The following is a 22,442-nucleotide window of genomic DNA, read 5'->3' as shown; positions in this document are numbered from 1 at the left end:
GATGCTTACCCGTTTTCTGAAGATTCAGCTGATCATCTTCAGCATCGTGACCGTGGCGGCTCTCGTCGGGCTGTCCCTGGTGTACCTCAAGCTGCCGACCTACCTCGGTGTGGGTATGCATCGGCTGTACGCCGAACTGCCCAACTCGGGCGGCCTGTACAAGACCGCCAACGTCACCTACCTGGGTAACCAGGTGGGCAAGGTGCTGTCCGTCGAGCCGACGGTCACCGGCGCGCGTGTGACCATGGACGTCAACAACGATGTGGACATCCCGGACAACGTGCAGGCGAACGTGCACTCGGTGTCCGCGGTCGGTGAGCAGTTCATCGATCTGGTGCCGCCGGAGAACCCGTCCAAGCGTTACCTCACATCTGGTCAGACGATCACCAAGGGCTCCGTCCCCAAGGAGGTCGGTCCGGCTCTCGACGCGACACAGAACGCGCTCGCCTCGCTGCCGAAGGAGAAGATCGGCGCGCTGCTGGACTACACCGCGGAGGCGGTCGGCGGGCTCGGTCCGTCACTGCAGCACCTCGTCGACGGGACCCAGGCGCTGGCGGGGGACTTCAAGGACAACCTCGGTTCGGTCGACGACATCATCCAGAACTCGGCGCCGATCATCGACAGCCAGGTCAAGTCCGGCGACGCCATTTCACGGTGGGCCCGGAACCTGAACGTGCTGGCCTCGCAGTCGGCTCAGCAGGACGCGGCGCTGCGCAACGCCATCCAGCAGGGCGCGCCGACGGCTGATCAGCTCAACGCGGTGTTCGGTGAGGTGCGGGACGCGTTGCCGCAGTCGTTGGCCAACGTCGAGATCGTGCTCGACATGCTGAAGCGCTACAACAAGGGCCTCGAGCAGGTACTCGTGGTGCTGCCGATGGCCGGTCCCATCGTCGACTCGCTGACCGCGGTCTACGAGAAGGAACTGCCGATCAACCTGGCGCTGGGCATCAACCAGCCGCCGCCGTGCCTCACCGGCTTCCTGCCGGCGTCGCAGTGGCGGTCCCCGGCGGACACGTCGACCGCCCCGCTGGAGTCGGGCCTGTACTGCAAGATCCCGAAGGACGCCCAGAACACGGTCCGCGGTTCCCGCAACCTGCCCTGTGTGGACAACCCGGCGAAACGCGCGGCCAGCCCCATGGAGTGCCGCGACAACAAGCCGTACGAGCCGCTCGGTACCAACCCGTGGTACGGCACCCCGGACCAGATCGTGAACTGCCCGGCCCCGGCCGCGCGTTGTGATCAGCCGGTCGACCCGGGCAAGGTGATCCCGGCGCCGTCGATCAACAACGGGATGAACCCGCTGCCGGCGAACATGCTGCCGCCGCCGGAGCGTGCGTCGGCGCCGTCCAGTGACCCGATCAGCGCACCGGGGCAGGGCACGGTGGAGTGCAGCGGGCAGCAACCCAACAAGTGCCTCTACACTCCGGCAGCAGGACCAGAGGCCACCTACAACCCGCAGAGCGGTCAGGTGGTCGGACCGAATGGTGTGAAGTATTCGGTCAGTAACTCGAGCAACCCAGGAGACGACGGATGGAAGGAGATGCTGGCACCAGCCAGCTGAACCCCACCGATGAGCAGGACGTCACGTCCCAGGACGTGGTGACGACAGAGCCGTCTGCCGAGGAATCGATCGAGGAACCGGGTGAAACCGGCGAATCAGAGGGTGCGCAGCGCCCCGCCCGGATCGGGCGGGGCATTGCCCTGACGGTGTGCCTGGCGCTTGTTGTGCTGGCCGCCGCGGTCGGCGCGGGCGGTTGGTTCGCGCTCAAATCGCATCGGGAGAGTCAGGCGCTCGCGGCGAACGAGACGGCCGCCATCGCGGCGGCCAAGGACTGCGTCACGGCCACCCAGGCACCCGACACGTCGGCCATGATCGCCGCGCAGACGAAGATCATCGAGTGCGCCACCGGCGCGTACCAGACGCAGGCCTCGTTCATGAGCGGCATCACGCTCGAGGCGTACAAGGCCGCCAACGTGCAGGTGCAGATCTCGCAGATGCGCGCGGCCGTCGAGAAGCACAACGATGATGGGTCCATCGACGTCCTGGTGGCGGTGCGCGTGAAGATCAACAACAGCGCCGAGAAGGACAAGGAAGTCGGTTACCGGATGCGGGCGCAGATGGCACCGGTGGACGGGAAGTTCAAGGTGGCCAAGCTCGACCAGGTCACCTCGTGACGGTTGGTCAGGAGACGACGAGCGCCGAGGCAGTGAGCACGGGGTCCGAGTTCGAAGCGGCACCGGAGTTGGCCTCATGGCCGGCGCGGGCCGGCGCCTTCGCGCTGGACGTGCTGCTGGGCGTGGCCGTCATCGTGGTCACGGCGCTGCTGGGCTACGCGGCCCGGGACAGCTGGACGCTGTGGGTGTACGCCGCGGCGGCGACGGTGGCCGCGGCCGCGGTCCTGGTGAATCGGTGGCTGCTGCCGTCGATCACCGGATGGAGCGTGGGCCGCTCGCTGTTCGCCATCCGGGTGGAACGGGTGCCCGCCGGCGTTCCCGCCGGCATGGGCCGCTTGGTCCTGCGTGACCTCGCGCATCTGTTGGATACCGTTGCGGTGCTGCTGGGCTGGCTGTGGCCGCTCTGGGACCCGCGGCACCGCACTTTCGCAGATCTGTTGCTGCACACCGAAGTTCGCGTCGTCCCGGCGCCCGCGGCGGACCCCGGCCGGCGGGCCGGGCAGGTGCTCGTGGCCGGTGCTCTGGTCTGTGTGGCGGCGGTGGGACTGAGCTACGGCGTGCAGTTCCGGCACGACCGCGCGGTCGACGAGGCGCGGCACCAGATTTCCGAGCAGGGTCCCAAGATCGTCGAGCACGTCCTGAGCTACGGCATCGACACCTATCAGAACGACTTCAAGACCGCCCAGGCGTTGGTCACCGACGGTTACCGCGACCAGCTGATCAAGCAGCAGCAGGCCGTGAGCAAGAAACCGACGACCAACCAGTACTACGCGGTGAGCAGCGCGATCCTCAGCGCCGGAACCGATCAGGCCACCATGCTGCTCGCGCTGCAGGGGCAGCGCGGCGTCGACGCCAACACCCTACGGTTCATCACCGCCACCGTGCGGGTCGACTTCGTGAAGTCAGACGACGGCAAGTGGCAGTTGTCGAATCTGACGGTGCTCAAGAGCCCGCGGGGAGGACGCTGATGAGTCCGCGTCGCAAGATCGATGCTGCCGAGCGTTTCGTCGCCGGTGACTACTTCAAGGCGGTGGCCGAGGTGCCCCGCCGCGTGGCGTTGGCGGTGATCGCCTGCGTCACAACGGTTTTGGTGATCGCCGCGATCGCGGCCAGCACCTACCTGCTGGTCCAGCACGAGAAGGACGTGGCGAGTCAGGCCAAGTCGGCGGCCGTGCTGGGCTACGTCAAAGAGTTCATGAGGGGCTTCACCGCGGTCGACCCGTTCCACGCCAACGCCTACGTCGAGAAGATCGCGGGGCAGTCCACCGGCGAGTTCGCCAAACAGTTCAAGGACAAGCACGACCAGATCCTCATGCAGGTGGCGCGCGCGCAACCGGCGGAGGGAACCGTCGAAGACGCCGGCGTACAACGGTGGAATGACGACGGCAGCGCCGACGTGCTGATCGCGATGAAGCTGACGACGACGACGCCGGACGGCAACGCGACCGTGGAAAGTGGCTCGCGTTGGGTGGTAACGGCTACGCAGGAAGGGCAGCAGTGGAAGATCAGCCGCATGAATCCGGTGATGTGACCCCCGGGGAGTCTGTGGCCGATGCTCCGCAGGGGACGGCCGACGCCCCGCAGGGCAAGGCGGCCCGGCGCCGGCACCGGCTGCCCCGGCAGAAGGCCGTCGACGCCGCGCCGGTCGAGGACGCCGCCACTGCCGACGCTGGTACCGACGACGCCACCGCGGCGGCCGATACGGCCGACAAGGTTGCCGACGACGCCGCCGCGGTTGACGAGAAGCCGGAAGATGCTGCCGCAGAGGAAGACTCGGACAGTGAAGCGGCTGACGAGGGTGCCGGCGAGGAGCCCGGAACTGCGCCCGTGGTGCTGGTGCCGCATCGCCCCGCGGGCCGCAGGCTGCTGGCCGCGGGTGTCGTGGCGGCGGCCCTTTTCGTCGGTGCCGCCGCGTTCGCGGGTGCCGCCGCGCAGCCTTACCTGGCAGATCGCGCCCTGGTTCAGAGCAAGTTCGAGGTCGCCAAGACCGCTGCCGCGGCGGTGACCACGTTGTGGTCGTACTCGCCCAACGACATGGACAAGCTGGCGGACCGCTCGCAGCAGTATCTGGCCGGTGGTTTCGCCGAGGAGTACCGCAAGTTCGTCGATTCGATCGTTGCCAGCAACAAGCAGGCCCAGGTCACCAACCAGACCAAGGTGATGGGCACAGCGGTGGAAAGTATCAGTGCAAATGAGGCCACCGCGATCGTCTACACCAACTCGGTCGCGACCAGTCCGCTGACCAAGGGCATCCCCTCGCTGCGCTACCTGTCGTACCGGCTGACCCTGAAGCGTTCCGGCGCTGAGTGGAAGGTCAGTCAGATGAGTGCCCTGACCAAATTGGATCTGACGCCCCAGATCTAGCGTCGGCTCTCGTTAGGCGTGTTTGCCTGAATTGACGCGCGCTACCTGTCAGCACACTGTGAATCGCCCATCTCGCGGCAACGGCGGGGCTGGTCAGGTGCAGGCTGCGGCCGCTGGCTATGGCCTGAATCACGTCTGGACCTGCATCGGGCACACGTCACAGTGGCTGCCGACGTCAATATCCGGCGGCTCCGTGTGGCGAGCCGAGACCGGCCCGTGTGTTGACCAGCAAACAATTTTCACTGAATGAAAATTAGCTGACTTCACGGCGTTCACGGCGCGGCGTGAGCTCCGGTCACCCGTTTGCCAAATCTGGGAAAGCGGCTGGTCAAGATGCGTGTTGGAGCTGCGATGCATTAATGTTACCGTCCGGTTGATAACCGATTGTGGCGGCTGAGGGGACGGGGCAAATGGCTGTTACGCATCTGGCTGGGCGGGTTCAAGCAAAGCGAGCGGCATTGCTGGGTGCGGCGGCTGCAACAGCCACCGCCATGACGGTGACGGCCTCGGTGCCGAACGCGCCGACTCCGCGCGTGGTGCCGTCGTCGCACTCGGCCGTCAACCTGTCGGCTTTCACCACGCCGTTCCCGAAGCCGGGCGTACTGCCCGACATAACCTTCGGCGTGGGCAACGCCGCGTACAACCTGGCGCAGGGCGGCGTCGAAGCGCTGCTGCCGCCGCTGGTTCAGGCGCTCAGCGCCGCCGGCGGCCTCAGCGGGCTCAACCTCACCAACCTGATCAACCAGCTGCCGAAGAATCTGCTCAGCCAGATCCTCGATGCGCTGCCGATCAAGCTGACGCCGCTGCTCAATGCGGCGCTGGGCCCGCTTCTCACCGGTGCGCTGGTCCCGCTGCTGAGCGCGCTCGGCATCATGGATGCCCAGGGCAACGTGACGCTCAGCGGCCTGCTGGACGTGCTGGGCATCAGCCTGGACAACATCCTGGACCTGAGTGGCCTGGACATCCCGGGCGTCAACATCGTCACGGCCGGGCCGGTGTTCACGCTGCTGAAGATCGCGGGCCTCGACCTCGGCTGGACGCCGGGCACCGCCAACGCGATCGCCAACGCGATCAACAACACCGACTACCTCGACGTCGGAGCCATGGGTCTGATCAACGAGGTGCTCGACCGGGCCTCGAACCTCGGCGGCCTGGGGCCGCTGATCTCTGCTCTGCAGGTGGTCATCAACACCGTGGGTGACGCCATCGGCCTGGACAAGCTGGACCTGATCGACGTACGGGTGCCGCTGTCTGTCGGCTTCGGTCTCGGCGCGTTCTCGATGGGGCAGGCGTATTCGAAGGTGCTCGCGGATCTGGCGAACCAGCCGGGCGGCGCCAATCATTCGGGCCCGGTCCTCGGCAGCCTGACCGTCTTGCCCATGATCCTGCTGAACAACCTGGGCCGCGCCAACGGTGGTCTGCTGGCGCGCTTCTACCCGATCGGCGACCTGCTCGGCATCAACCTGATCACCCCGGACGTTGCGGCCGCGCACAGCGGCGGCATCCCGCTGCTGAACACCGGGTTGTCCATCGGCGGTGCGAGCCTGCTGCCCATCAAGGTCGACGCCACCCTCGAATACCAGCCGTTCTCGGACCTGGCCGCGTGGCCCAACCCGTTCAGCCTGGCCAACAACCTGGTGGCCGGCACCCTGCCGACCTACCTGCTGCGCGGCATCTCGACCGCCACCCTGACCAACCAGCTGACCAGCCAGCTGGGCGATCTCACCGGTGGCCTGCTGTCCGGAAATCCGCTGGCCGTCAACATCTATCTGACGATCCCGACCAACACGCTGCCGCTGATGGAGCCGATGTACCTCACCGGCGACGTGCTCAACATGGTCAGCTTCGGCACGCTGGGCAGCCCCATCTACAAGTTGGCCAACGCGCTTGCCCCGGCCATGACCAGCCTGGTGAACCTCGGCTACACCGACGTCGTCCGCAACGCGGACGGCACCTACAGCCGCACCCTGGACGACGCCGCCACCCCGACGCCGTTCTTCTCGTTCCCGAACGTCAACTGGCAGAAGGTGCCGGCGGACATCATGAACTCGCTGGTCGCGGGCTTCAAGAAGGAATTCTTCAGCGCCAACCCGACCGCTGCGCCGGACAACGCTGTCGAAGCGCTGATCAAGCTGCTGACCGGCGGCAAGCTCGGCAGCTTCAACCCGCTGGGCGGTCTGGCCGGGACGGTGCAGAACCTGCTCAACGGCGTGCTGGGCACGCTGGGCGGCCTGACGCAGGGCGCGACGGTCAACTCGCTGGCTGCGAAGGAGGGCGTCGTCAGCCCGACGGCCGCGACGGACATTCCGTCGACCACGCCGAAGCTGGCACCGTTGTCGGCCAGCCTCACCGGCCTCACCGGTACGAGCAAGAAGGACGGCAAGCAGGCCACCGATCAGACGGCCGGCGAGAAGGGCAAGACGGCCGAGGACACGACCGGCACCACGCCGGCCGCCGAAGATCCCAAGACCGACCCGAAGGCCGAGCCCAAGGTAGAGGACACCAAGACCGACCCGAAGACCGACCCGAAGTCCGATACCAAGACGGACACCGAGCAGTCCGGGGGCAAGCACGCCGCCGAGGAAGGCACCCCGTCCACGCCGGACAGCGGTAAGAAGCCGAAGCACGCCGCTGACGATGCCGACGGCACGTCCACCGCGGGCAAGGACAAGAAGGCCGACAAGCCCGCGAAGACCGACAAGGTCACGAAGGACACCAAGGCCGGTAAGGACAAGTCCGAGAAGGTCGCCAAGGACAGCCCGAAGACCAAGAAGCAGAAGAAGGAAGGCGCCGCGAAGTCGACCGCCGCCACCGGTGGGGGCTCGGCCGCACACGCCGGCTGACACAGGCAGCAGAGACGCCCGACGTGAATTCACGTCGGGCGTTCTCGTCTTCGAGTGCGAACCGACGTCGCAAATGTCGGGGTGGGTGTGCGTAGGTCCGCAGTCGACGTTGTCAGGTCAGGAGGACCAGGCCTGACGAGCGGCCTGCCGGCGGACGACGGCGCCACCGGCCCGACGGCCGTGATTGCGTCGACTGCTGCGGAGCTGTCGTCGCTGCCGCTCAACTCGGCCGGTGTCACCGGCCCGCGCGCGAAGGACAACACCCAGCGCCCCGACCAGTCGACCGGTGACGACGACGACGCCGACGAGCAGCCGGCCCACGAGCCACAGGCACAGCCCGACACAGACCCCGACGCCGAGCCCGAGGCAGAAGAGCCCGAGACCGATACGGAGGCCGATCTTCAGGCCGATCCGCAGGCACGCAGGGAAGCGTTCGATCTCCAGGCCGGTGACGGTAGGCCGGTGTGGGCGCCGCATGGCGAGGAGGACGAGCCGCGCCAGACCGCGGGCGGCGGCAGAACGGCCCCGGCGGGCTGCTCCGAGATCGAGGAGGAGTCGAAAAGCGCTGGCGCCAAGGCTGATTCCGGTGCCAGCGGCACCGGGGGAGCGACGGACTGGCGCTTTACGCATCAAGCGAAGCCGAGCCAGCCGGGCAGCGCGCGTTCTCTGGAATCGCACAGCACTGCCGGGGTGTCGCAGGAACCGCGCGGCGTACCGGATCCGGCCCAGCGGCCGCCGGTGTCGCGGCGCAGCACGATGGCGGAGGAGCCACCGCCATCGAGGAGGATGGCGGTGTCGCTGCCGAGCGCCCGGAACAGGTCCTGGACCTGATCGGGCGTGTAGCTGCCACCCTGGAAGATGTACATCTCGTCGCGGCTCCGCACATACGCCAGTGCGGTACGGGCGGCGCTGGGGCCACCGTCGTTCAGCTGGCTGGTGTCACCGGGCGCGAGCAGGCCGATGCCGCTGACCGCGACGAACCGGGCGCCCTGGTTCACGAGGTTGTTGACCGCTCCGGTCGCGGCGTTGAAATCGCTTGTGCTGCTTGGCGTTATCATGTACGGCGCGCCGTCGGACGGGATGATCATGGTGCTCAGCGCCGTCCACACCTCGTTGCCGCCCGACAGCCCCTGCTTGCCGGCGTAGGGGATGGTGCCGGTGACGGCGGCGTTGGCGCGGCCTTGGCCGCGGGTGTTGTCGACGTAGGCGCCCAGCGGCGAGCTGCAACCTGTCGAGGTCCACGACCCGCCCTGTTGGCCGCGGATGTCGAAGAAGTTGGCGTTCACCGCGATGGTGGGCCGGCCCAGCGCCTGCCACGCCTCCAGCGGTGTGAAGACCTCGGAGGCCTGCCACAGTCCCTCGGCGGTGCGGGCGCGGGGATCGCGTTCGCAGCGGGACTGGATGCCGCGGTGGGAGTCGACGAGCAGACGCGGGTTCATGCGCTGCGACGCTGCTTTGATGACGAGCAGATGGCCGCCGTTGCCCGACTCGGACCAGTTGCCCGCGGCGTTGAGCAAAGGCGCGGGGTGGTCGCCGCCGAAGTTGTACACAAGGAAGCTGCCGCGGTAGTTCGTGATGGCGTTGACCAGTAGCGAGCGACCGTCGGCGGCGTGCGCTGCCGGTGCTCCAGCAGTGCCGGCCAGTGCGGCGGCCAGGGTGAGAACCGTTGTGTGCGTGAGCAATTGCCGCAGGCGGTGGACGACGCCGCGTCGGGAAGTCGACCCGAGAAACGACATTGTGGCCCTTCCTCCGGTCCGATACAACGACCTTCAGCGTAGCCACAGCAAACACTCTGTCAACTTTGGTCACGTCCGCATCACGGGGTGATGACGGATGAATCACCTTGGTGGACACAGCAATTGGCCCCGCTGCCGACCGGAGTCGGAGCGGGGCCATGAGCGCAGGGTTACGAGCCGAACAGATCGGTGTGCATTTCCCACACCAGAATCTCGGCCGGTGTGGTGGCGGTGACGCGCTGCCCGCCCGACGCCGTCAGCCGCACGGCATCGCCTTCCTGCAGTGGCCCGGCGCCCTCGAGAGCCACCTCGCCGCGTGCCACGAACAGGTGCAGGTATTTCGCCGACGGCAGTTCGACGCTGTCGCCGGGCTCCAGCCGCGCGCCGTGCAGCGCCGCGTTGCGCTGGCCGATGGTGATGGCGGTGTCGTTGGAATGGCCGGGCATGCCCGAGGCGATGGTGACCAGCTTGCCGCGCAGCAGCTCGTCGTCGATCTCCAGCTGTTGGTAGCCCGGTGTCTTGCCGGACTCGTCGGGCACCACCCACATCTGCACGAAATGAACCGGCTCGCTGTGTGATTCGGCGCCGGTCAAGCGCCAGGAGTCGTTCTTCTCCGAGTGCAGGATGCCGCGTCCGGCGGACATCCGTTGGGCCAGCCCGGGGTAGATGACGCCTGAATTACCGGTGGAGTCCTGGTGCACGAGCGATCCGCGCAGCACCCACGTCACGATCTCCATGTCGCGGTGCGGATGGGTCTCGAAGCCCGAACCGGGGGCGACGCGGTCGTCGTTGTTCACCAGCAGCAGGCCGTGGTGGGTGTTGGCCGGGTCGTAGTGGTCGCCGAACGAGAACGAATGCTTCGAGTCCAGCCACGAGATGCGGGTGGCGTCGCGGTCGGCGGCGCGGCGGATATCAATGCCGGCAGTCGGGTTTGTCGTCATGTCTACCCCTGTCGTTGTCGGTGAGCTTAGGTGTCGCTACTGGACGGCACAACGTAAATGATGTGTCATGTATTTCATGTGGCTGACCGACGATGAGCAGGACCTCTGGCGCGCCTATCTGGCCATGAGCGGCCGCTTGCAGCTGGCGCTGGGCCGGGAGCTGCAGCGCGACCACGGATTGTCGCTGGCGGACTACGACGTACTGGTCGCCCTCAGCGAGTTACCGGACTGCCGCATGGGCCAGCTCGGTACCCATCTCGGGTGGGAGCAGAGCCGGGTATCGCATCAGCTGGCGCGCATGCGCTCGCGCGGGCTGATCGAGCGATCTGGGTCGAGTGACGACCGGCGAGCGGCCGTCGTCACACTCACCGCCGGGGGGCGCGACGCGCTCGAGTCCGCCGCACCCGGGCATGCCGAGTTGGTGCGCTCGGTGGTGTTCGCCGGCATGAGTCGGTCGCAGGCGGACGCGTTGCGGCGGTGGACGGCGACGGTGCTCCAGCGATTGGACTGAACGGACCCGGGGAGCCGGGGCCAAATCGCGGCTACAGTAGGGATCGTCGGGTTTGCGGGGGAGGATTCACGTGAAACATTCGGTCGCCACGATTGCCACAGCGGGCGCGCTGGTCGCCGGGCTGGCATGGCTGCCGGCCCCGCAGGCGCACGCGGAACGCTGCATTCCGTTGGATGGCACTCCGATGGTCCTCAAGCGCGAGAAGAGCTTCGGAATCGGCAAGGATCTGCAACTCCTTCGGACCTATACGTACACCGATGGCATGGTGAACTGGGCCATCGAGCAGGACGGTGGCGTGAAGTACAACACCGGTTTCGGTTTCGGAGCGCGAATCAACGCGGTCTACATCCCCGAACTGAATTCGAGCGGATCCGTCCCCGGCGCCCCCGGCGAATACGTGAACATCGACAGCTGGCATTTCCACGAGCAGGTGTTGGTCTGCCCGCAGTAGTCATGCGCTAGCAGGTTTGCTGGCCTGTCGGCTGCCCGTGCCGGCATATGACACAACCGTCAATTCACCGGAAATTGCTGGTACACCGGTGTTAGCGTCCTGTCGTCGCAGTCAATATTGCGGGATGGGGCGGGGCACATGGCTGGCAGTCATCGTGAAGTCGACGTACGCGGATCGCGTTTGGCATTACTGGGAGTCGTGGCGGCGACCGCAACGGCAACCGCCGTCGTCGCGCCCGCGCCGACGCCCACGGCGTTGCTGGCCCAGAGTCACCGCGCGGTGGACCTGACGGCCGCCACCACGCCCTACCAGGCGTTCCAGAACACCGTCGACGCGGTGCTGCCGGCGCTGGTCAATCAGTTCGGTCGCAAACCGACCGTGACGCTGCAGACGCTGCTGGCGCAGATCCCGCCCAGCCTGCTGGCCGATGTGCTCAACGCCAACGTGGGCAGCATCAACGTGCCGTCGCTGCTGAACATGCTGAGCCCCGATCTGGTCTCGGGTCTCACCTCGCAAGTGGGCGCCGGGACGACGTCGCAACTGAGCACGGCGATCAGCGCGGCCGTCAGCTCGGCACTGAACACCGCGCTGTCGGGTCTGACCGGCACGACCTTCCTGAGCACCTTGCAGACGGGATTGGTGAGCGCACTGGTCGGGCCGCTGCAAACGATGCTGGGCGGGCTGTCCATCACCGTTCCCATCGTGGGGATACCGCTGAGCCTCTCGGGTCTGCTCAACGTTTCGGGCCTGGCCACCACGGTGGCCAACCTCGTCGCCACCGACCTCATCGGGCAGCTGACCACCAGCATCACCAGCGGTCTGACGGGCAGCTTGTCCGGCGGCGCGCTGACCGACGGCCTCGGCGGCACGCTCACCGGTGCCTTGAGCGGCATCGTCACCGGCAACCTCGGCGATCTGGTCAACCCGCTGCTGCAGGCCGCGGGATTCCAGGACGCCGCGGGCAACATCGGCGTCGGCACCTTGCTCGACCTGGCCGGGCTGAACCTCGGCAGCCTCGTCGACAGTAATGCGATCTCCGTGACCACCGCAGGCCCGGCCTTCACGCTGGCCCGGCTGCTGGGTGTCGACATCGGCTGGACTCCGGGCACCGAGACCGCGATCGCCGACCGCGTCAACAACACCGCATACCTCACCCTCGGTACCGACACGCTGAAGGACGCGCTGGCGACCAACCTCACCAACGCGCTCAACACCGGCGCCCTGGCGACGAGCCTGACGCCCATCCTGACCAACGCACTCACCAGCACGCTGACGAGTTCGCTCACCACCTCGCTGACGACTGCGCTGACCAGCGCCCTGACCAGCACCGTGGACGGCACGGTCGGCAGCACCAGCACGCTGACGTCGGCGTTGACCACCGCGATCAGCACCGCCGTCGGCGACCTGGGCCTGAGCTACGTGCCGCTCGTGGGACTGCCGATCGACCTCACCAGCACCGTGGTGAACGCGCTGAATCCCCTCATCGGCGGCCTGGTCACCGGCCTGACCAATGGGACGAGCATCAGCACCCTGGTCAACAGCACCGTGAGCAGCACGGTCACGAGCGTCGTCGGCACCGTCGTCTCCGGCGCCACCAGTGGCCTGTCGGGCACGGTGTCGGGAGCGTTGACGGGAGTGCTGAGCAGCGCGGTGCTCGGCGTCGTCGACGCCATCCCGTCGCTGGACGTCGGGTCGGTCCGAGTACCCATCGTGGTGGCCAGCGGCCTGGGCGCGTTCTCGGCCGGCGCGGCCTACCGGGACGTGCTGGCCAAGCTGTCGTCGCAGCCGGGCGGGCTCAACTACACGGGTGCCACGTCGATCGCCGGCAGCCTGACCCTGTTGCCGGAGATTCTGCTCAACAACGCGGGCCGCGCGAACGGCGGTGTGCTGGCGCGATTCTCGTCATTCCTGCGAATGCTGGGTATCAACGCCGTCACCCCGGACGTGGCGATTACCAGCAGCGGCGGCACCGCGCTCGGCGGTACCGGGCTGGCTCTCGGCGGTGCGAACCTGGTGCCCGTCAAGATCGACGCGACCGTCGAGTACCAGCCGCTGTCCGACTTCGCGGCCTGGGCGAACCCGGTGACGTTGTTGAACAACATGGCGGCCGGGCTGATGCCGACGTACATCCTGCGCGGCGTCGACCAGGCCACGGCGGCCGGTCAGCTGATCACGCAGCTGGAGTCGATGGTCACGAATCTGGCGGGCGGCGGTTCGGCCAACACCAACATCTATCTGACGGCGGCGGCGAACCACCTGCCCCTGCTGGAGCCGGTCTACCTCGCCGGTGATGCGTTGAACCTCGTCGGTCTGACGCCTGTCGGGAACGTCGCCTACCGGTTGGGCAACGCGCTGTCGCCGGTTCTGACCAGTCTGGTCAACCTGGGCTACTCGGACGCGTACTGGGATCCCGCATCGGGCCAGTACCTGCGCACGCTGAACACCGCGGCCACCCCGGTGCAGTTCGGGACCCTGCCGCACATCGACTGGTCGAAGGTGGTTCCCCGCCTGATGACGTCACTCGTCACGGGGTTCGAGAAAGCGTTCACCGGCCCGGTGTCGGTGCCCAACGCCATCTCGGGTGCGATCTCGGTGATCAGCAAGGGCGGCAGTCTGTTGAGTCTGGGTGCGCTGCCGTCATCGGTCGCCGCAACCCCGACGCCCACCGCGGTGGCGGCGTCCGCCCCGGTCGCGACGACCAACAAGTCCAAGCCGCCGGCGGCCATCGCCGCGGCGACCACCGCCACCGGTGCGCAGACGACGGGCACGACAGCGACCGAGCCGGCGTCCACGACGCCCGCTGAGTCCCCGTCGGCTGAACCGACGACGAAGGACCTCACGAAACCCAAACATGCCAAGGACGATGCCGCCGGGCCGACGGCGGCGACGGGTACGGCGAACGACAAGGCGGCGCCGGACGACAGCAAGCCCGCCGACGCGACCAAGGGCACGGACAAGGGCGCGGACAAGGGCGAGCGCAAGGCGGGCAAGCCCAAGACCACCAAGACCACCAAGGCGCCGAAGCCCAAAGGCAATGCAGAGAGCGCGGATTCGTCCGCGGCGAAAGTCGACGCCGACAACGCGGGAACAGGCCGGCACCGGGCCCCGTCGTCGACCGGCGGCAAGCACCGCGCGCCGGAATCGGGTAGCGGCAAGCACGCCGCCTGAGCTTTGCCAGGTCCGTCCCGGTGAGCGGACGGCCTCGCATACGCTGTCGGCGTGGATATCAATGGAGCTAGCGCGGTCGTCACCGGCGGCGCGTCAGGAATCGGTGCGGCTGTTGCCCGTCAGTTGGCCGCCAAGGGTGCCCGGGTCGTCATTGCCGACCTCCAGGCCGAGAAGGGCGAGGCGCTCGCCAAGGAGATCGGCGGCGTCTTCGTCACCGTCGACGTCACCAACACCGAGCAGATCATCGACGCGGTCAAGACCGCCGCTGACCTCGGCCCGCTGCGTGCCCTGGTGAACTCGGCCGGTGTCGGCTGGGCCCAGCGCACCATCGGCAAGGACGGCGAGTTCGAGTCGGCGCACAACCTGGACCTGTACAAGAAGGTTCTCGACATCAACCTGGTCGGCACCTTCGACTGCATCCGCATCGCCGCCACCCAGATGAGCAAGAACGACTTCACCGAGGCCGGTGAGCGTGGTGCCATCGTCAACATGACCAGCGTCGCGGCGTTCGACGGCCAGATCGGCCAGGCCGCGTACTCGTCGTCCAAGGGTGGCGTCGTGGGCCTGACCCTGCCGGTCGCCCGCGACCTGTCGGCTGTCGGCATCCGCGTGAACACCGTGGCCCCCGGCCTGATCGATACCCCGATTTATGGGGAAGGAGAGGCCTCCGAAGCATTTAAAGCCAAGCTCGGCGAGTCCGTGCTGTTCCCGCACCGCCTGGGCAAGCCCGACGAGCTGGCCTCCATGGTCGTCGAGCTGCTGACCAACTCGTACATGAACGCCGAGGTCGTCCGCGTCGATGGCGGCATCCGGATGCCTCCGAAGTAGTAGTCCCTCAGCCGGTTTCGAAAACCCCCAATCCCCAACGGGATTGGGGGTTTTCGGTGTTTTGGGACGGGAGCGCCGACGCGATCCGATGAAACCTTCGCAGCGGCGGCCAACGCAACTGGACGGCGGAGAAACCGGCCTCGTGGCGCCGTGCAGTTGCGTTCGGCGCAACCCGTGGCTGGACATTCCCCACCGAATTCCTGTGAAACCGTCGGTACGCTGGGCAGGCATGAGTCGCATGCGGTTCCGGCCGATCGCTTTTCTCGCCCTGTTGATCGCCTCATTGTGGTTGGTGGCCGGATGTAGCGGCAGCAACAACTCGGCGCGGCATTCCGAGTCCGCGCCGGCGGCGGCGCCGCTGAAGGGCGGGGCCGGGGCGGACTTCAAAGGCGGCGCCCCGGAGGCGCCCGCGCCGCCGGTAGATCCGGCGCGCGATGTCGTCAAGACCGCGTCACTGATCCTCGTTGCCGCCGACCCGGCAGCCGCGGCGGACAAGGCCACCGCCATCGTCGACAAAGCGGGTGGGCGGGTCGATGAGCGTTCGGACGACGCCGGGTCGACGTCCGGCCGCGCGAGCGTTCACCTGGTGCTGAGAGTTCCTGCCAACGGGCTCGACGCCGCCCTGGCCTCCCTCAAGGGCCTCGGGACGGTCCAGACGCTCGAGGTCAAGACCGACGACGTCACCGCACGCCGCGTCGACCTCGATGCCCGGATCACCGCGCTGAAGACGTCGGTGGACCGGCTGCTGGCCATCATGCGGGACTCGAAAGACCCCGATGCGCTGATCAAGGCCGAGGACGCGCTGTCGTCGCGGCAGGCCGAGCTGCAGAGCCTGCAAGCGCAGCGCGACACCCTCCGGGACCAGATCACCTACAGCTCCGTCGATGTCCAGATCACCGCTGAGCGCACCGGCGGTCCCGCGCCGGAGCGCTATCACGGCTTCTTCGGACAGGTTGAGCGAGGCTGGGACACGTTGTGGGCCTTCGGTTCTCACCTTGTCCTGGCATTCGGATTCCTGCTGCCGTGGCTGATTCCGCTCGCGGTCCTCGGCGGGGCGCTCTACGTCTTCGTCAAGTGGACCGGCTCGCGTCACAAGAGCAGCGCACCGGCAGAGCCCGATACGCCGTCGGAGCCCACTGTGGACTCACCGCAGTAGCTATTAGTCGAGTGCCCGCAACCGCGCGTTGACCGCGAACCTACGCACATGCTCACTCGAACTGCTACGCCCTCAGTCCGCACTCAACGCCCACGCGAGATGAAAGCAGGGGCGGAGAAATCCGTGGGTTCAGTCAATTCGCACTGGCGGCCATTGTGATTGAAGTCAGGTAACGCTCCAGGCCGCCAGAGGTCCATGAATGCACTGACCATCGGCAGATCGCCACTTCGATTGCATTCAGGTACTTTGCCGGCCGAGCGGGGGGACGTCCTGACGGCGGCGGAAACGCGAAAACCCCCAATTTCCAGGAAAATTGGGGGTTTTGCGACTGTTCGCGAGGAACGGTTACCAGTCGGACTCGTCGAAGGTGACGACGCCGCGAATGTTGTTGCCGTCCAGCATGTCCTGGTAGCCCTGGTTGATGTCCTCGAGCTTGTAGGTCCGCGTGATCATGTCGTCGATGTTCAGCAGGCCGGACTTGTACAGCGCGGCCAGCCGCGGCGTCTCGATGTGCGAGCTACCGCCACCGAAGATGTTGCCCTTCAACGTCTTCTGCAACATGGTGAACAGGAAGAGGTTCAGCTTGACGTCGGCGTCCATCATCGAGCCCATGCCGGTGACGACGCAGGTGCCGGTCTTGGCCGTCAGGATCATGGCCTCTTCGATGTACTCGCCCTTCATCTCGCCGACGGCGATGATGACCTTGTCGGCCATCAGGCCCCAGGTGAGGTCGATCATCGGCGCGATGGCCTCGGCCATCGAGGCGTACACGTGCGTCGCACCGAACTTGATGGCCTGTTCGCGCTTCCACGGGTTGGGGTCGATGGCGATGACGTGCTTGGCGCCGGAGATCACCGCGCCCTGCAGCGCGCTCATGCCGATGCCGCCGACGCCGACGATGGCGACGGTCTCACCGGGCTGGACCTGCGCGACGTTGGTGGCGGAGCCGAAGCCGGTCGGCACCGCGCAGCCCATGATGGCGGCGGACTCGAACGGGATGTCCTTGTCGATCTTGACGACGGAGTCCTTGTGGACCGTCATGTACGGCGCAAAGGTGCCCAGCAGGTTCATCGCCGCGACCTCTTTGCCGCGGGCGTGGATGCGATTGGTGCCGTCGGCGATCGACTTGCCACCCAGCAGGACGGCGCCGCGGTCGCACAGCGAGCGGAAGCCCTTCATGCACGGCGGGCAGGAGCCACAGGCCGGGATGAACGCGAGGATGACGTGGTCGCCCTCTTCGATGCCGGTGACGTTCTTTCCGACCTTGGTGACGACGCCCGCGCCCTCGTGCCCGCCGAGGCAGGGCAGCGGCATCGGGGTGGCGCCGGTGGTCAGGTGGTAGTCGGAGTGGCACATGCCCGCGGCATGCATCTGGATCTGTACTTCGTCGGCAACGGGGTCACCGAGGTCGATCTCCTCGACCTGGAACGGGGAGTTCACTTCCCACAGCAGAGCGCCTTTGGTCTTCATGACGAAGATCATAGCCACAAAGCGAGAACACGTTCCAGAAAGATGCTATGGCAGGCACTCTACCTGCAGAAATAGGACCTCAGAACATGTCGTTCCGAATTATCGAAAACTAGCAGCAGTAGTGCGTTGGGTTCCGTAACCGGGCACGCCGAAGCCGGCCCGGACGCGAAGCCGGAACAGTGGCGGGTGACCGTCAGAGGTGTGGGGGCAGCCCGAATTTCTCGAAAAGCGTCGGGTCCATGAACGCGACAACGTGCGAGATGCCGCCCGGCTTGATGTCCAGCACGTGCAGCTGGAACGCCTCGTGCCGGCCGGTCTCGGGATTGCGCATGTACATGCCCGCCGCGGACTGCCCGTTGGCGGTGGTGACGACGAACCGCATGTCGCCCGGGTGCTCGGCGGGGCATTTGAACCGGGACAGCTCGACGATGTCCCGTGGGCCGGAGTACCAGGTGTCGAACGGCGGCATCTCCCATACCGAGTCGGCGGTGAACAGCTCGACGAGGGCGTCCATGTCGTAGGACTCGAAGGCGTTGACGTACTTGGTCAAAAGCTCACGCGCTTCGTCGGACTCGGGGGCCACGAGGACGTCGTCCTGGCTGGGGCCGACGGCGTCGAGCTGTGCGCGGGCCCGTTGCAGCAGGCTGTTGACGGCCGCCGTCGACGTTCCGACGGCCTCGCCGACCTCCGCGGCCTTCCACTGCAGCACGTCGCGTAGCACGAGAACGGCGCGCTGCCGCGGCGAAAGATGTTGCAGCGCAGCAATGAACGCCAGCCGGACCGACTCGCGGGAGCCGACGATGGTCTGCGGATCACCCGGTGCGTCATGCACGTCGGGCAGCGGCTCGAGCCAGGCGGTGTCGGTGCGCTCGGTGATCTCGGCCTGCGGGTCGGCCGCGGGCTGCCCGAGCCCGGACGGCAACGGCCGGCGTTGACGGCCCTCCAGTGCGGTCAGGCAGGTGTTGGTGGCGATGCGGTACAGCCAGGTCCGCACCGACGACTTGCCCTCGAAGTTGTCGTAGGCCTTCCAGGCGCGCAGGTAGGTCTCCTGCACCAGGTCCTCGGCATCGTGCAGAGAACCGGTCATGCGGTAACAGTGGGCCAGCAGCTCGCGCCGGTGCCGCCCCGCGTCGACAAGGAACGCATCACGGGCCCGGGACGACGTGTCTGCTGCGGTGGAATCGCTGAGGACACTCACCTGACCCAGCGTACGCAGCGGGTGTGACATCTGGCGGGAGTCACGGCGGCGACGGACGCGCCTGGGCCGGACCCCGGATATTGTCTCTCCATGGCCACGACCCGCAGCGAACGTAGCTTCGACGGTATCGGCGGCACCAAGATCGTCTACGACGTCTGGGTGCCCGCGACCGACCCGACGGGCGTGGTGGTGCTGTCCCACGGTTTCGGTGAGCACGCGCGTCGCTACGACCATGTCGCGCAACGGTTCGGTGAGGCCGGTCTGATCACCTTCGCGCTCGACCACCGCGGCCATGGCCGCTCGGGCGGCAAGCGCGTGCTGGTCCGCGACATCTCCGAGTACACCGGCGACTTCCACCACCTGGTCGGTATCGCGACCGCCGAATACCCCGAGCTGAAGCGCGTCGTACTCGGCCACAGCATGGGCGGCGGCATCGTGTTCGCGTACGGCGTCGAGCACCCCGACGACTATCACCTCATGGTGCTGTCCGGTCCCGCGGTCGACGCCCGGTCCCAGGTCGGCCTGCCGTTGGCGCTGGCGGCGAAGCTGCTGGGCTCCATCCTGCCCGGGCTGCCCGCGCAGAGCCTGCCGTTCGACGCGGTGTCGCGTGATCCCGAGGTGGTCGCGGCCTACAACGCCGACCCGCTCGTGTATCACGGCAAGGTGCCCGCCGGGGTGGGCAAGGTGCTGATCGGGGTCGGCGAGACCATGCCGCAGCGCGCCGCTGCCCTCACCGCACCGCTGCTGGTGGTGCACGGCGAGGACGACAAGCTGGTTCCGGTGGCCGGCAGCCGCAAGCTGGTGGAGTGCGTCGGCTCGTCGGACGTGGCGCTGAAGGTCTACCCGGAGCTGTATCACGAGGTGTTCAACGAGCCCGAGAAGGCAGTGGTGCTCGACGACGTCGTCAGCTGGATCGAAGTGCGACTGTGACCGGGGTGGTCGCGTGAAATGGGCTGTGCGCCTGCTGGTTTCGCTGACGGTGCTGGCGGTGGCGGCGTGCGGTTCGGACAAGGCCGGCGGCGGCGACTGGGTCGATGAGGACGTCAGCTTCGTCGCCGACGGCCTGACCATCCACGGCAGCTACCGCCATGTCCCCGGGGCCGCCGCGGCGCCGTCGGTGTTGCTGATCTCCGAGAGCGGCCAGACCGATCGCAACGGTGACAACGCCGTCGCCGGCAAGGTCGGCAACATGCGACAGCTCGCCGAGTACCTGTCCGGCAAGAAGGTCGACAGCCTGCGGTACGACAAGGTCGGCACCGGCAAGACCGGCGTCGGCCCGCACGCCCAGAACCTGCGCGACGTGGGCAGCGCCGTCTACACCGCCGGCGCGAAGGCGGCCGTGAAGTTCCTGTCCGAGCAGAAGGGCACAGACACCGCCCGAGTCTCGGTGTACGGGTTGGGTGAGGGCACCGTGCACGCGCTGGCGCTCGCGACCGACACCAGCCCGGGTGCCCCGAAGATCCACTCGCTCGCGCTGCTGCAGCCACTGGCCGGCCGGTATCTGGACGTCATCACCAACCGCGTGCGGTCGTCGGTCGACGCCGATGTGAAGGCCGGGGCGAAAACCCGCGAGCAGGCCGACCAGGTGCTGAAGGAGTGGACCGACGCCGTCGCGACGACGCGCGCCACCGGCACCCCGCCGGCCAAGCTGCCCGAAGGTCTGAGTGCCATCCTCAACCCTGCCAACGCCAAGGCGGTGCTGGAGGCCGACGCCATCGACCCGCTGTCCCTGGCGGCGAAGCTGCCGAACGGCACTCCCGTGCTGCTGACCTGTTCGGATTCGGACGTCCAGGCCTTCTGCGACGCGGAGCAGCCGCTGATCGCCGCGCTGGCGCACACCGCGCTGACGGTGGTTCCGCTGAAGGGCGTCAGTCACGTGCTGCGCGACGATCCGACCGACAACGTCGCCAACTACGCCAACAAGGCGCCGCTGTCGCCGCAGCTGACCAGCGCGTTGGACGGATTCGTCGGCAAGTAGTCACCACGCGGCAACCGCAGGAGGTGTCCAACCTTCATCGGTGGGTATATCGGCATGACGACGCCTGCCCGCTGCGGTGCTTCGTGGCGCCGTACGACCGACGAACAGGACGGACTGCCATGACCAAGGATGATCCCGGTTCCCGGGGGACGTACACCGACGCCGACGTCGAGACCGGCGAGGCGAAGCGACCGACCAGCGCCGTCGACGAACTTCGCCGCGCCAGCGCCACGGGCCGTGACGAGACGCCCGACGTCGAACAGGAACCGGCCGAAGGGCAGGAGCCGCCGGACTGACAGCGGTGCGACGCCGGCGACGACATGTCGCGCGCGCGGAAACGTCGTAGCCGTCCCATAATGTCGCGAGCATGAGTGACGACAAGATGCTGGCCCGGATCGCGGCACTGCTGCGGCAGGCCGAGAACACCGACAACCCGCACGAGGCCGAGGCGTTCATGACGGCCGCGCAGCGGCTGGCCACCACCACGTCGATCGATCTGGCGGTGGCGCGGGCGCATTCAGCGACCCGGACCGCGGCGCAGGAGCCGGTGCAGCGCACCGTCACCATCGGCGAGGCGGGCACCCGCGGGCTGCGCACATTCGTGCAGTTGTTCGTGCTGATCGCGCGGGCCAACGACGTGAAATGCGATATCGCGTCCAACTCGACGTTCGTCTACGCCTACGGGTTCGCCGAGGACATCGACGCCACCCACGCCCTGTACGCCAGTGTGGTGGTGCAGATGGTCAAGTCGTCGGATGCCTACATCTCGACGGGTGCGCACCGGCCGACGCCGACCATCACTGCCCGGCTCAACTTCCAGCTGGCGTTCGGCGCGCGCGTCGGGCAGCGGTTGGTCGACGCGCGCGAGGAGGCCCGGCAGGCAGCGACGGCCGAGAGTGCCGACCAGCCCGGGACGGCGCTTGCGTTGCGCAACAAGGATCTCGAACTGGTGTCGTTCTACAAGAAGACGTCGCAGGCGCGGGGCAGCTGGCGGGCGACGAGTGCGTCGGCCGGCTACTCATCGGCAGCACGGCGGGCCGGGGACCGGGCGGGGCGCCGGGCCCGGCTGGGGCCGAGTCCCGAATTGTCCGGGGCGCGTACGGCTCTGGAGCGGTGACCCGCGACGTACAACGGTCCGCGGTATACGCCGCTGAGCAGTTCGTGCGCACGTTGTTCGACCGCGCCGGGGAACGCGGCAACCGGGCGGTCGAGTTCTTCGGGACGCAGTTGACGTTGCCGCCCGAGGCGCGGTTCGGATCCCTCGACGCGGTGCGGCGCTATGTCGACCAGGTGTTGGCCATGCCGGCGGTGGCGGAACGGTGGCCCGACGCCGGTGCGGTGGCGGTGCGGGCGCGCCGGGGAGTGACGGCCGCGCACTACGAATCCGGTGCCGGTGGTGCGGTCATCGCCGTCCCCGAACGCCAATCCACCTGGGCGCTGCGGGAATTGGTCGTCCTGCACGAGGTGGCGCACCACCTGTCCGCCGCGGTGCCGCCGCACGGGCCGGTGTTCACCGCGGCATTCTGCGAGCTCGCTGACATGGTGATGGGCCCGGAGGTCGGGCACATCCTGCGGGTGGTGTACGCCAAAGAGGGCGCGCGCTAACCCCTTTTTTCCCGCGAG

At 67.5% G+C, this 22,442-nt stretch carries 21 protein-coding genes; 16 read left to right on the top strand and 5 right to left on the bottom strand.

Annotated elements, in window-relative coordinates:
- Position 1 precedes the first annotated feature (1 nt).
- From G6N46_RS17435 to G6N46_RS17410, 6 genes are all read left to right on the top strand, one after another.
- Positions 2–1,561: a virulence factor Mce family protein gene (locus G6N46_RS17435; protein WP_135357665.1), complete on the top strand. Its 1,560-nt coding sequence runs from the start codon at positions 2–4 to the stop codon at positions 1,559–1,561.
- A complete protein-coding gene (locus G6N46_RS17430; protein ID WP_138247581.1) occupies positions 1,531–2,175 on the top strand; it encodes a hypothetical protein in 645 nt (214 codons plus the stop codon). The genes G6N46_RS17435 and G6N46_RS17430 overlap by 31 nt, the downstream gene beginning before the upstream one ends.
- Positions 2,172–3,143, top strand: a complete 972-nt coding sequence (locus G6N46_RS17425) for an RDD family protein (RefSeq protein ID WP_138247582.1) — start codon at positions 2,172–2,174, stop codon at positions 3,141–3,143. Before G6N46_RS17430 ends, G6N46_RS17425 begins: the two co-directional genes overlap by 4 nt.
- The gene (locus G6N46_RS17420; RefSeq protein ID WP_138247583.1) at positions 3,143–3,706 is read left to right on the top strand and encodes an Rv1363c family protein; all 564 of its coding nucleotides are present in this window, start codon (positions 3,143–3,145) and stop codon (positions 3,704–3,706) included. Before G6N46_RS17425 ends, G6N46_RS17420 begins: the two co-directional genes overlap by 1 nt.
- A complete protein-coding gene (locus G6N46_RS17415) occupies positions 3,673–4,539 on the top strand; it encodes a mammalian cell entry protein (protein ID WP_234880478.1) in 867 nt (288 codons plus the stop codon). The genes G6N46_RS17420 and G6N46_RS17415 overlap by 34 nt, the downstream gene beginning before the upstream one ends.
- Before the next feature lie 410 nt (positions 4,540–4,949).
- Positions 4,950–7,382, top strand: a complete 2,433-nt coding sequence (locus G6N46_RS17410) for a hypothetical protein (protein ID WP_138247584.1) — start codon at positions 4,950–4,952, stop codon at positions 7,380–7,382.
- A gap of 117 nt (positions 7,383–7,499) precedes the next feature.
- On the opposite strand, the gene G6N46_RS17405 is transcribed toward G6N46_RS17410, so the two are convergent.
- The 3 genes from G6N46_RS17405 to G6N46_RS17395 form a co-directional block, all read right to left on the bottom strand.
- Positions 7,500–7,859: a hypothetical protein gene (locus G6N46_RS17405; protein ID WP_138247585.1), complete on the bottom strand. Its 360-nt coding sequence runs from the start codon at positions 7,857–7,859 to the stop codon at positions 7,500–7,502.
- A gap of 152 nt (positions 7,860–8,011) precedes the next feature.
- Positions 8,012–9,118 carry a phosphodiester glycosidase family protein gene (locus G6N46_RS17400; RefSeq protein ID WP_174814059.1) on the bottom strand — a complete coding sequence of 369 codons (1,107 nt, stop codon included), beginning with the start codon at positions 9,116–9,118 and terminating at the stop codon, positions 8,012–8,014.
- Between the two features lie 170 nt (positions 9,119–9,288).
- Positions 9,289–10,059 carry a pirin family protein gene (locus G6N46_RS17395; RefSeq protein ID WP_138247586.1) on the bottom strand — a complete coding sequence of 257 codons (771 nt, stop codon included), beginning with the start codon at positions 10,057–10,059 and terminating at the stop codon, positions 9,289–9,291.
- Positions 10,060–10,126: 67 nt separating this feature from the next.
- On the opposite strand from G6N46_RS17395, the gene G6N46_RS17390 reads away from it, so the two are divergent.
- The 5 genes from G6N46_RS17390 to G6N46_RS17370 all read left to right on the top strand — a co-directional run bounded on the left by G6N46_RS17390 (position 10,127) and on the right by G6N46_RS17370 (position 16,173).
- Positions 10,127–10,570, top strand: a complete 444-nt coding sequence (locus tag G6N46_RS17390; protein WP_167526414.1) for a MarR family winged helix-turn-helix transcriptional regulator — start codon at positions 10,127–10,129, stop codon at positions 10,568–10,570.
- A 70-nt stretch (positions 10,571–10,640) separates the two neighbouring features.
- A complete protein-coding gene (locus G6N46_RS17385) occupies positions 10,641–11,021 on the top strand; it encodes a hypothetical protein (RefSeq protein WP_138247588.1) in 381 nt (126 codons plus the stop codon).
- A 198-nt stretch (positions 11,022–11,219) separates the two neighbouring features.
- Positions 11,220–14,189: a hypothetical protein gene (locus tag G6N46_RS17380; protein ID WP_138247589.1), complete on the top strand. Its 2,970-nt coding sequence runs from the start codon at positions 11,220–11,222 to the stop codon at positions 14,187–14,189.
- Between the two features lie 51 nt (positions 14,190–14,240).
- Positions 14,241–15,017: an SDR family NAD(P)-dependent oxidoreductase gene (locus G6N46_RS17375; protein ID WP_138247590.1), complete on the top strand. Its 777-nt coding sequence runs from the start codon at positions 14,241–14,243 to the stop codon at positions 15,015–15,017.
- Between the two features lie 229 nt (positions 15,018–15,246).
- On the top strand, positions 15,247–16,173 hold the full coding sequence (locus G6N46_RS17370; protein WP_133425783.1) for a DUF4349 domain-containing protein: 927 nt from the start codon (positions 15,247–15,249) through the stop codon (positions 16,171–16,173).
- Positions 16,174–16,518: 345 nt separating this feature from the next.
- On the opposite strand, the gene G6N46_RS17365 is transcribed toward G6N46_RS17370, so the two are convergent.
- Together G6N46_RS17365 and G6N46_RS17360 are read right to left on the bottom strand one after the other, a co-directional pair.
- Complete coding sequence (locus G6N46_RS17365) at positions 16,519–17,643, bottom strand: NDMA-dependent alcohol dehydrogenase (protein WP_138247591.1); 1,125 nt, start codon at positions 17,641–17,643, stop codon at positions 16,519–16,521.
- A gap of 193 nt (positions 17,644–17,836) precedes the next feature.
- Positions 17,837–18,871, bottom strand: coding sequence for a sigma-70 family RNA polymerase sigma factor (locus G6N46_RS17360; RefSeq protein WP_138247592.1), 1,035 nt, complete (start codon positions 18,869–18,871; stop codon positions 17,837–17,839).
- 60 nt (positions 18,872–18,931) lie between these two features.
- On the opposite strand from G6N46_RS17360, the gene G6N46_RS17355 reads away from it, so the two are divergent.
- The 5 genes from G6N46_RS17355 (at position 18,932) to G6N46_RS17335 (ending at position 22,424) form a co-directional block, all read left to right on the top strand.
- Positions 18,932–19,771: an alpha/beta hydrolase gene (locus G6N46_RS17355; RefSeq protein WP_133425787.1), complete on the top strand. Its 840-nt coding sequence runs from the start codon at positions 18,932–18,934 to the stop codon at positions 19,769–19,771.
- Between the two features lie 13 nt (positions 19,772–19,784).
- Positions 19,785–20,819 (top strand): alpha/beta hydrolase, encoded by a 1,035-nt coding sequence (locus G6N46_RS17350; RefSeq protein WP_138247593.1) that lies wholly within the window; start codon positions 19,785–19,787, stop codon positions 20,817–20,819.
- A gap of 119 nt (positions 20,820–20,938) precedes the next feature.
- Entirely contained in the window at positions 20,939–21,115 is a 177-nt protein-coding gene (locus G6N46_RS17345; RefSeq protein WP_163692841.1) for a hypothetical protein, read from the top strand.
- Between the two features lie 71 nt (positions 21,116–21,186).
- Positions 21,187–21,936: a DUF2786 domain-containing protein gene (locus G6N46_RS17340; protein WP_138247594.1), complete on the top strand. Its 750-nt coding sequence runs from the start codon at positions 21,187–21,189 to the stop codon at positions 21,934–21,936.
- Positions 21,933–22,424, top strand: a complete 492-nt coding sequence (locus G6N46_RS17335) for a TIGR04338 family metallohydrolase (protein WP_138247595.1) — start codon at positions 21,933–21,935, stop codon at positions 22,422–22,424. The genes G6N46_RS17340 and G6N46_RS17335 overlap by 4 nt, the downstream gene beginning before the upstream one ends.
- The last annotated feature ends 18 nt before the right edge of the window (positions 22,425–22,442 follow it).

It is taken from the genome of Mycolicibacterium phocaicum (assembly GCF_010731115.1).
Lineage (GTDB): Bacteria > Actinomycetota > Actinomycetes > Mycobacteriales > Mycobacteriaceae > Mycobacterium > Mycobacterium phocaicum.
Note: the sequence above shows the minus strand (reverse complement) of the source record. Positions and strands in the feature narration are given on the sequence as shown.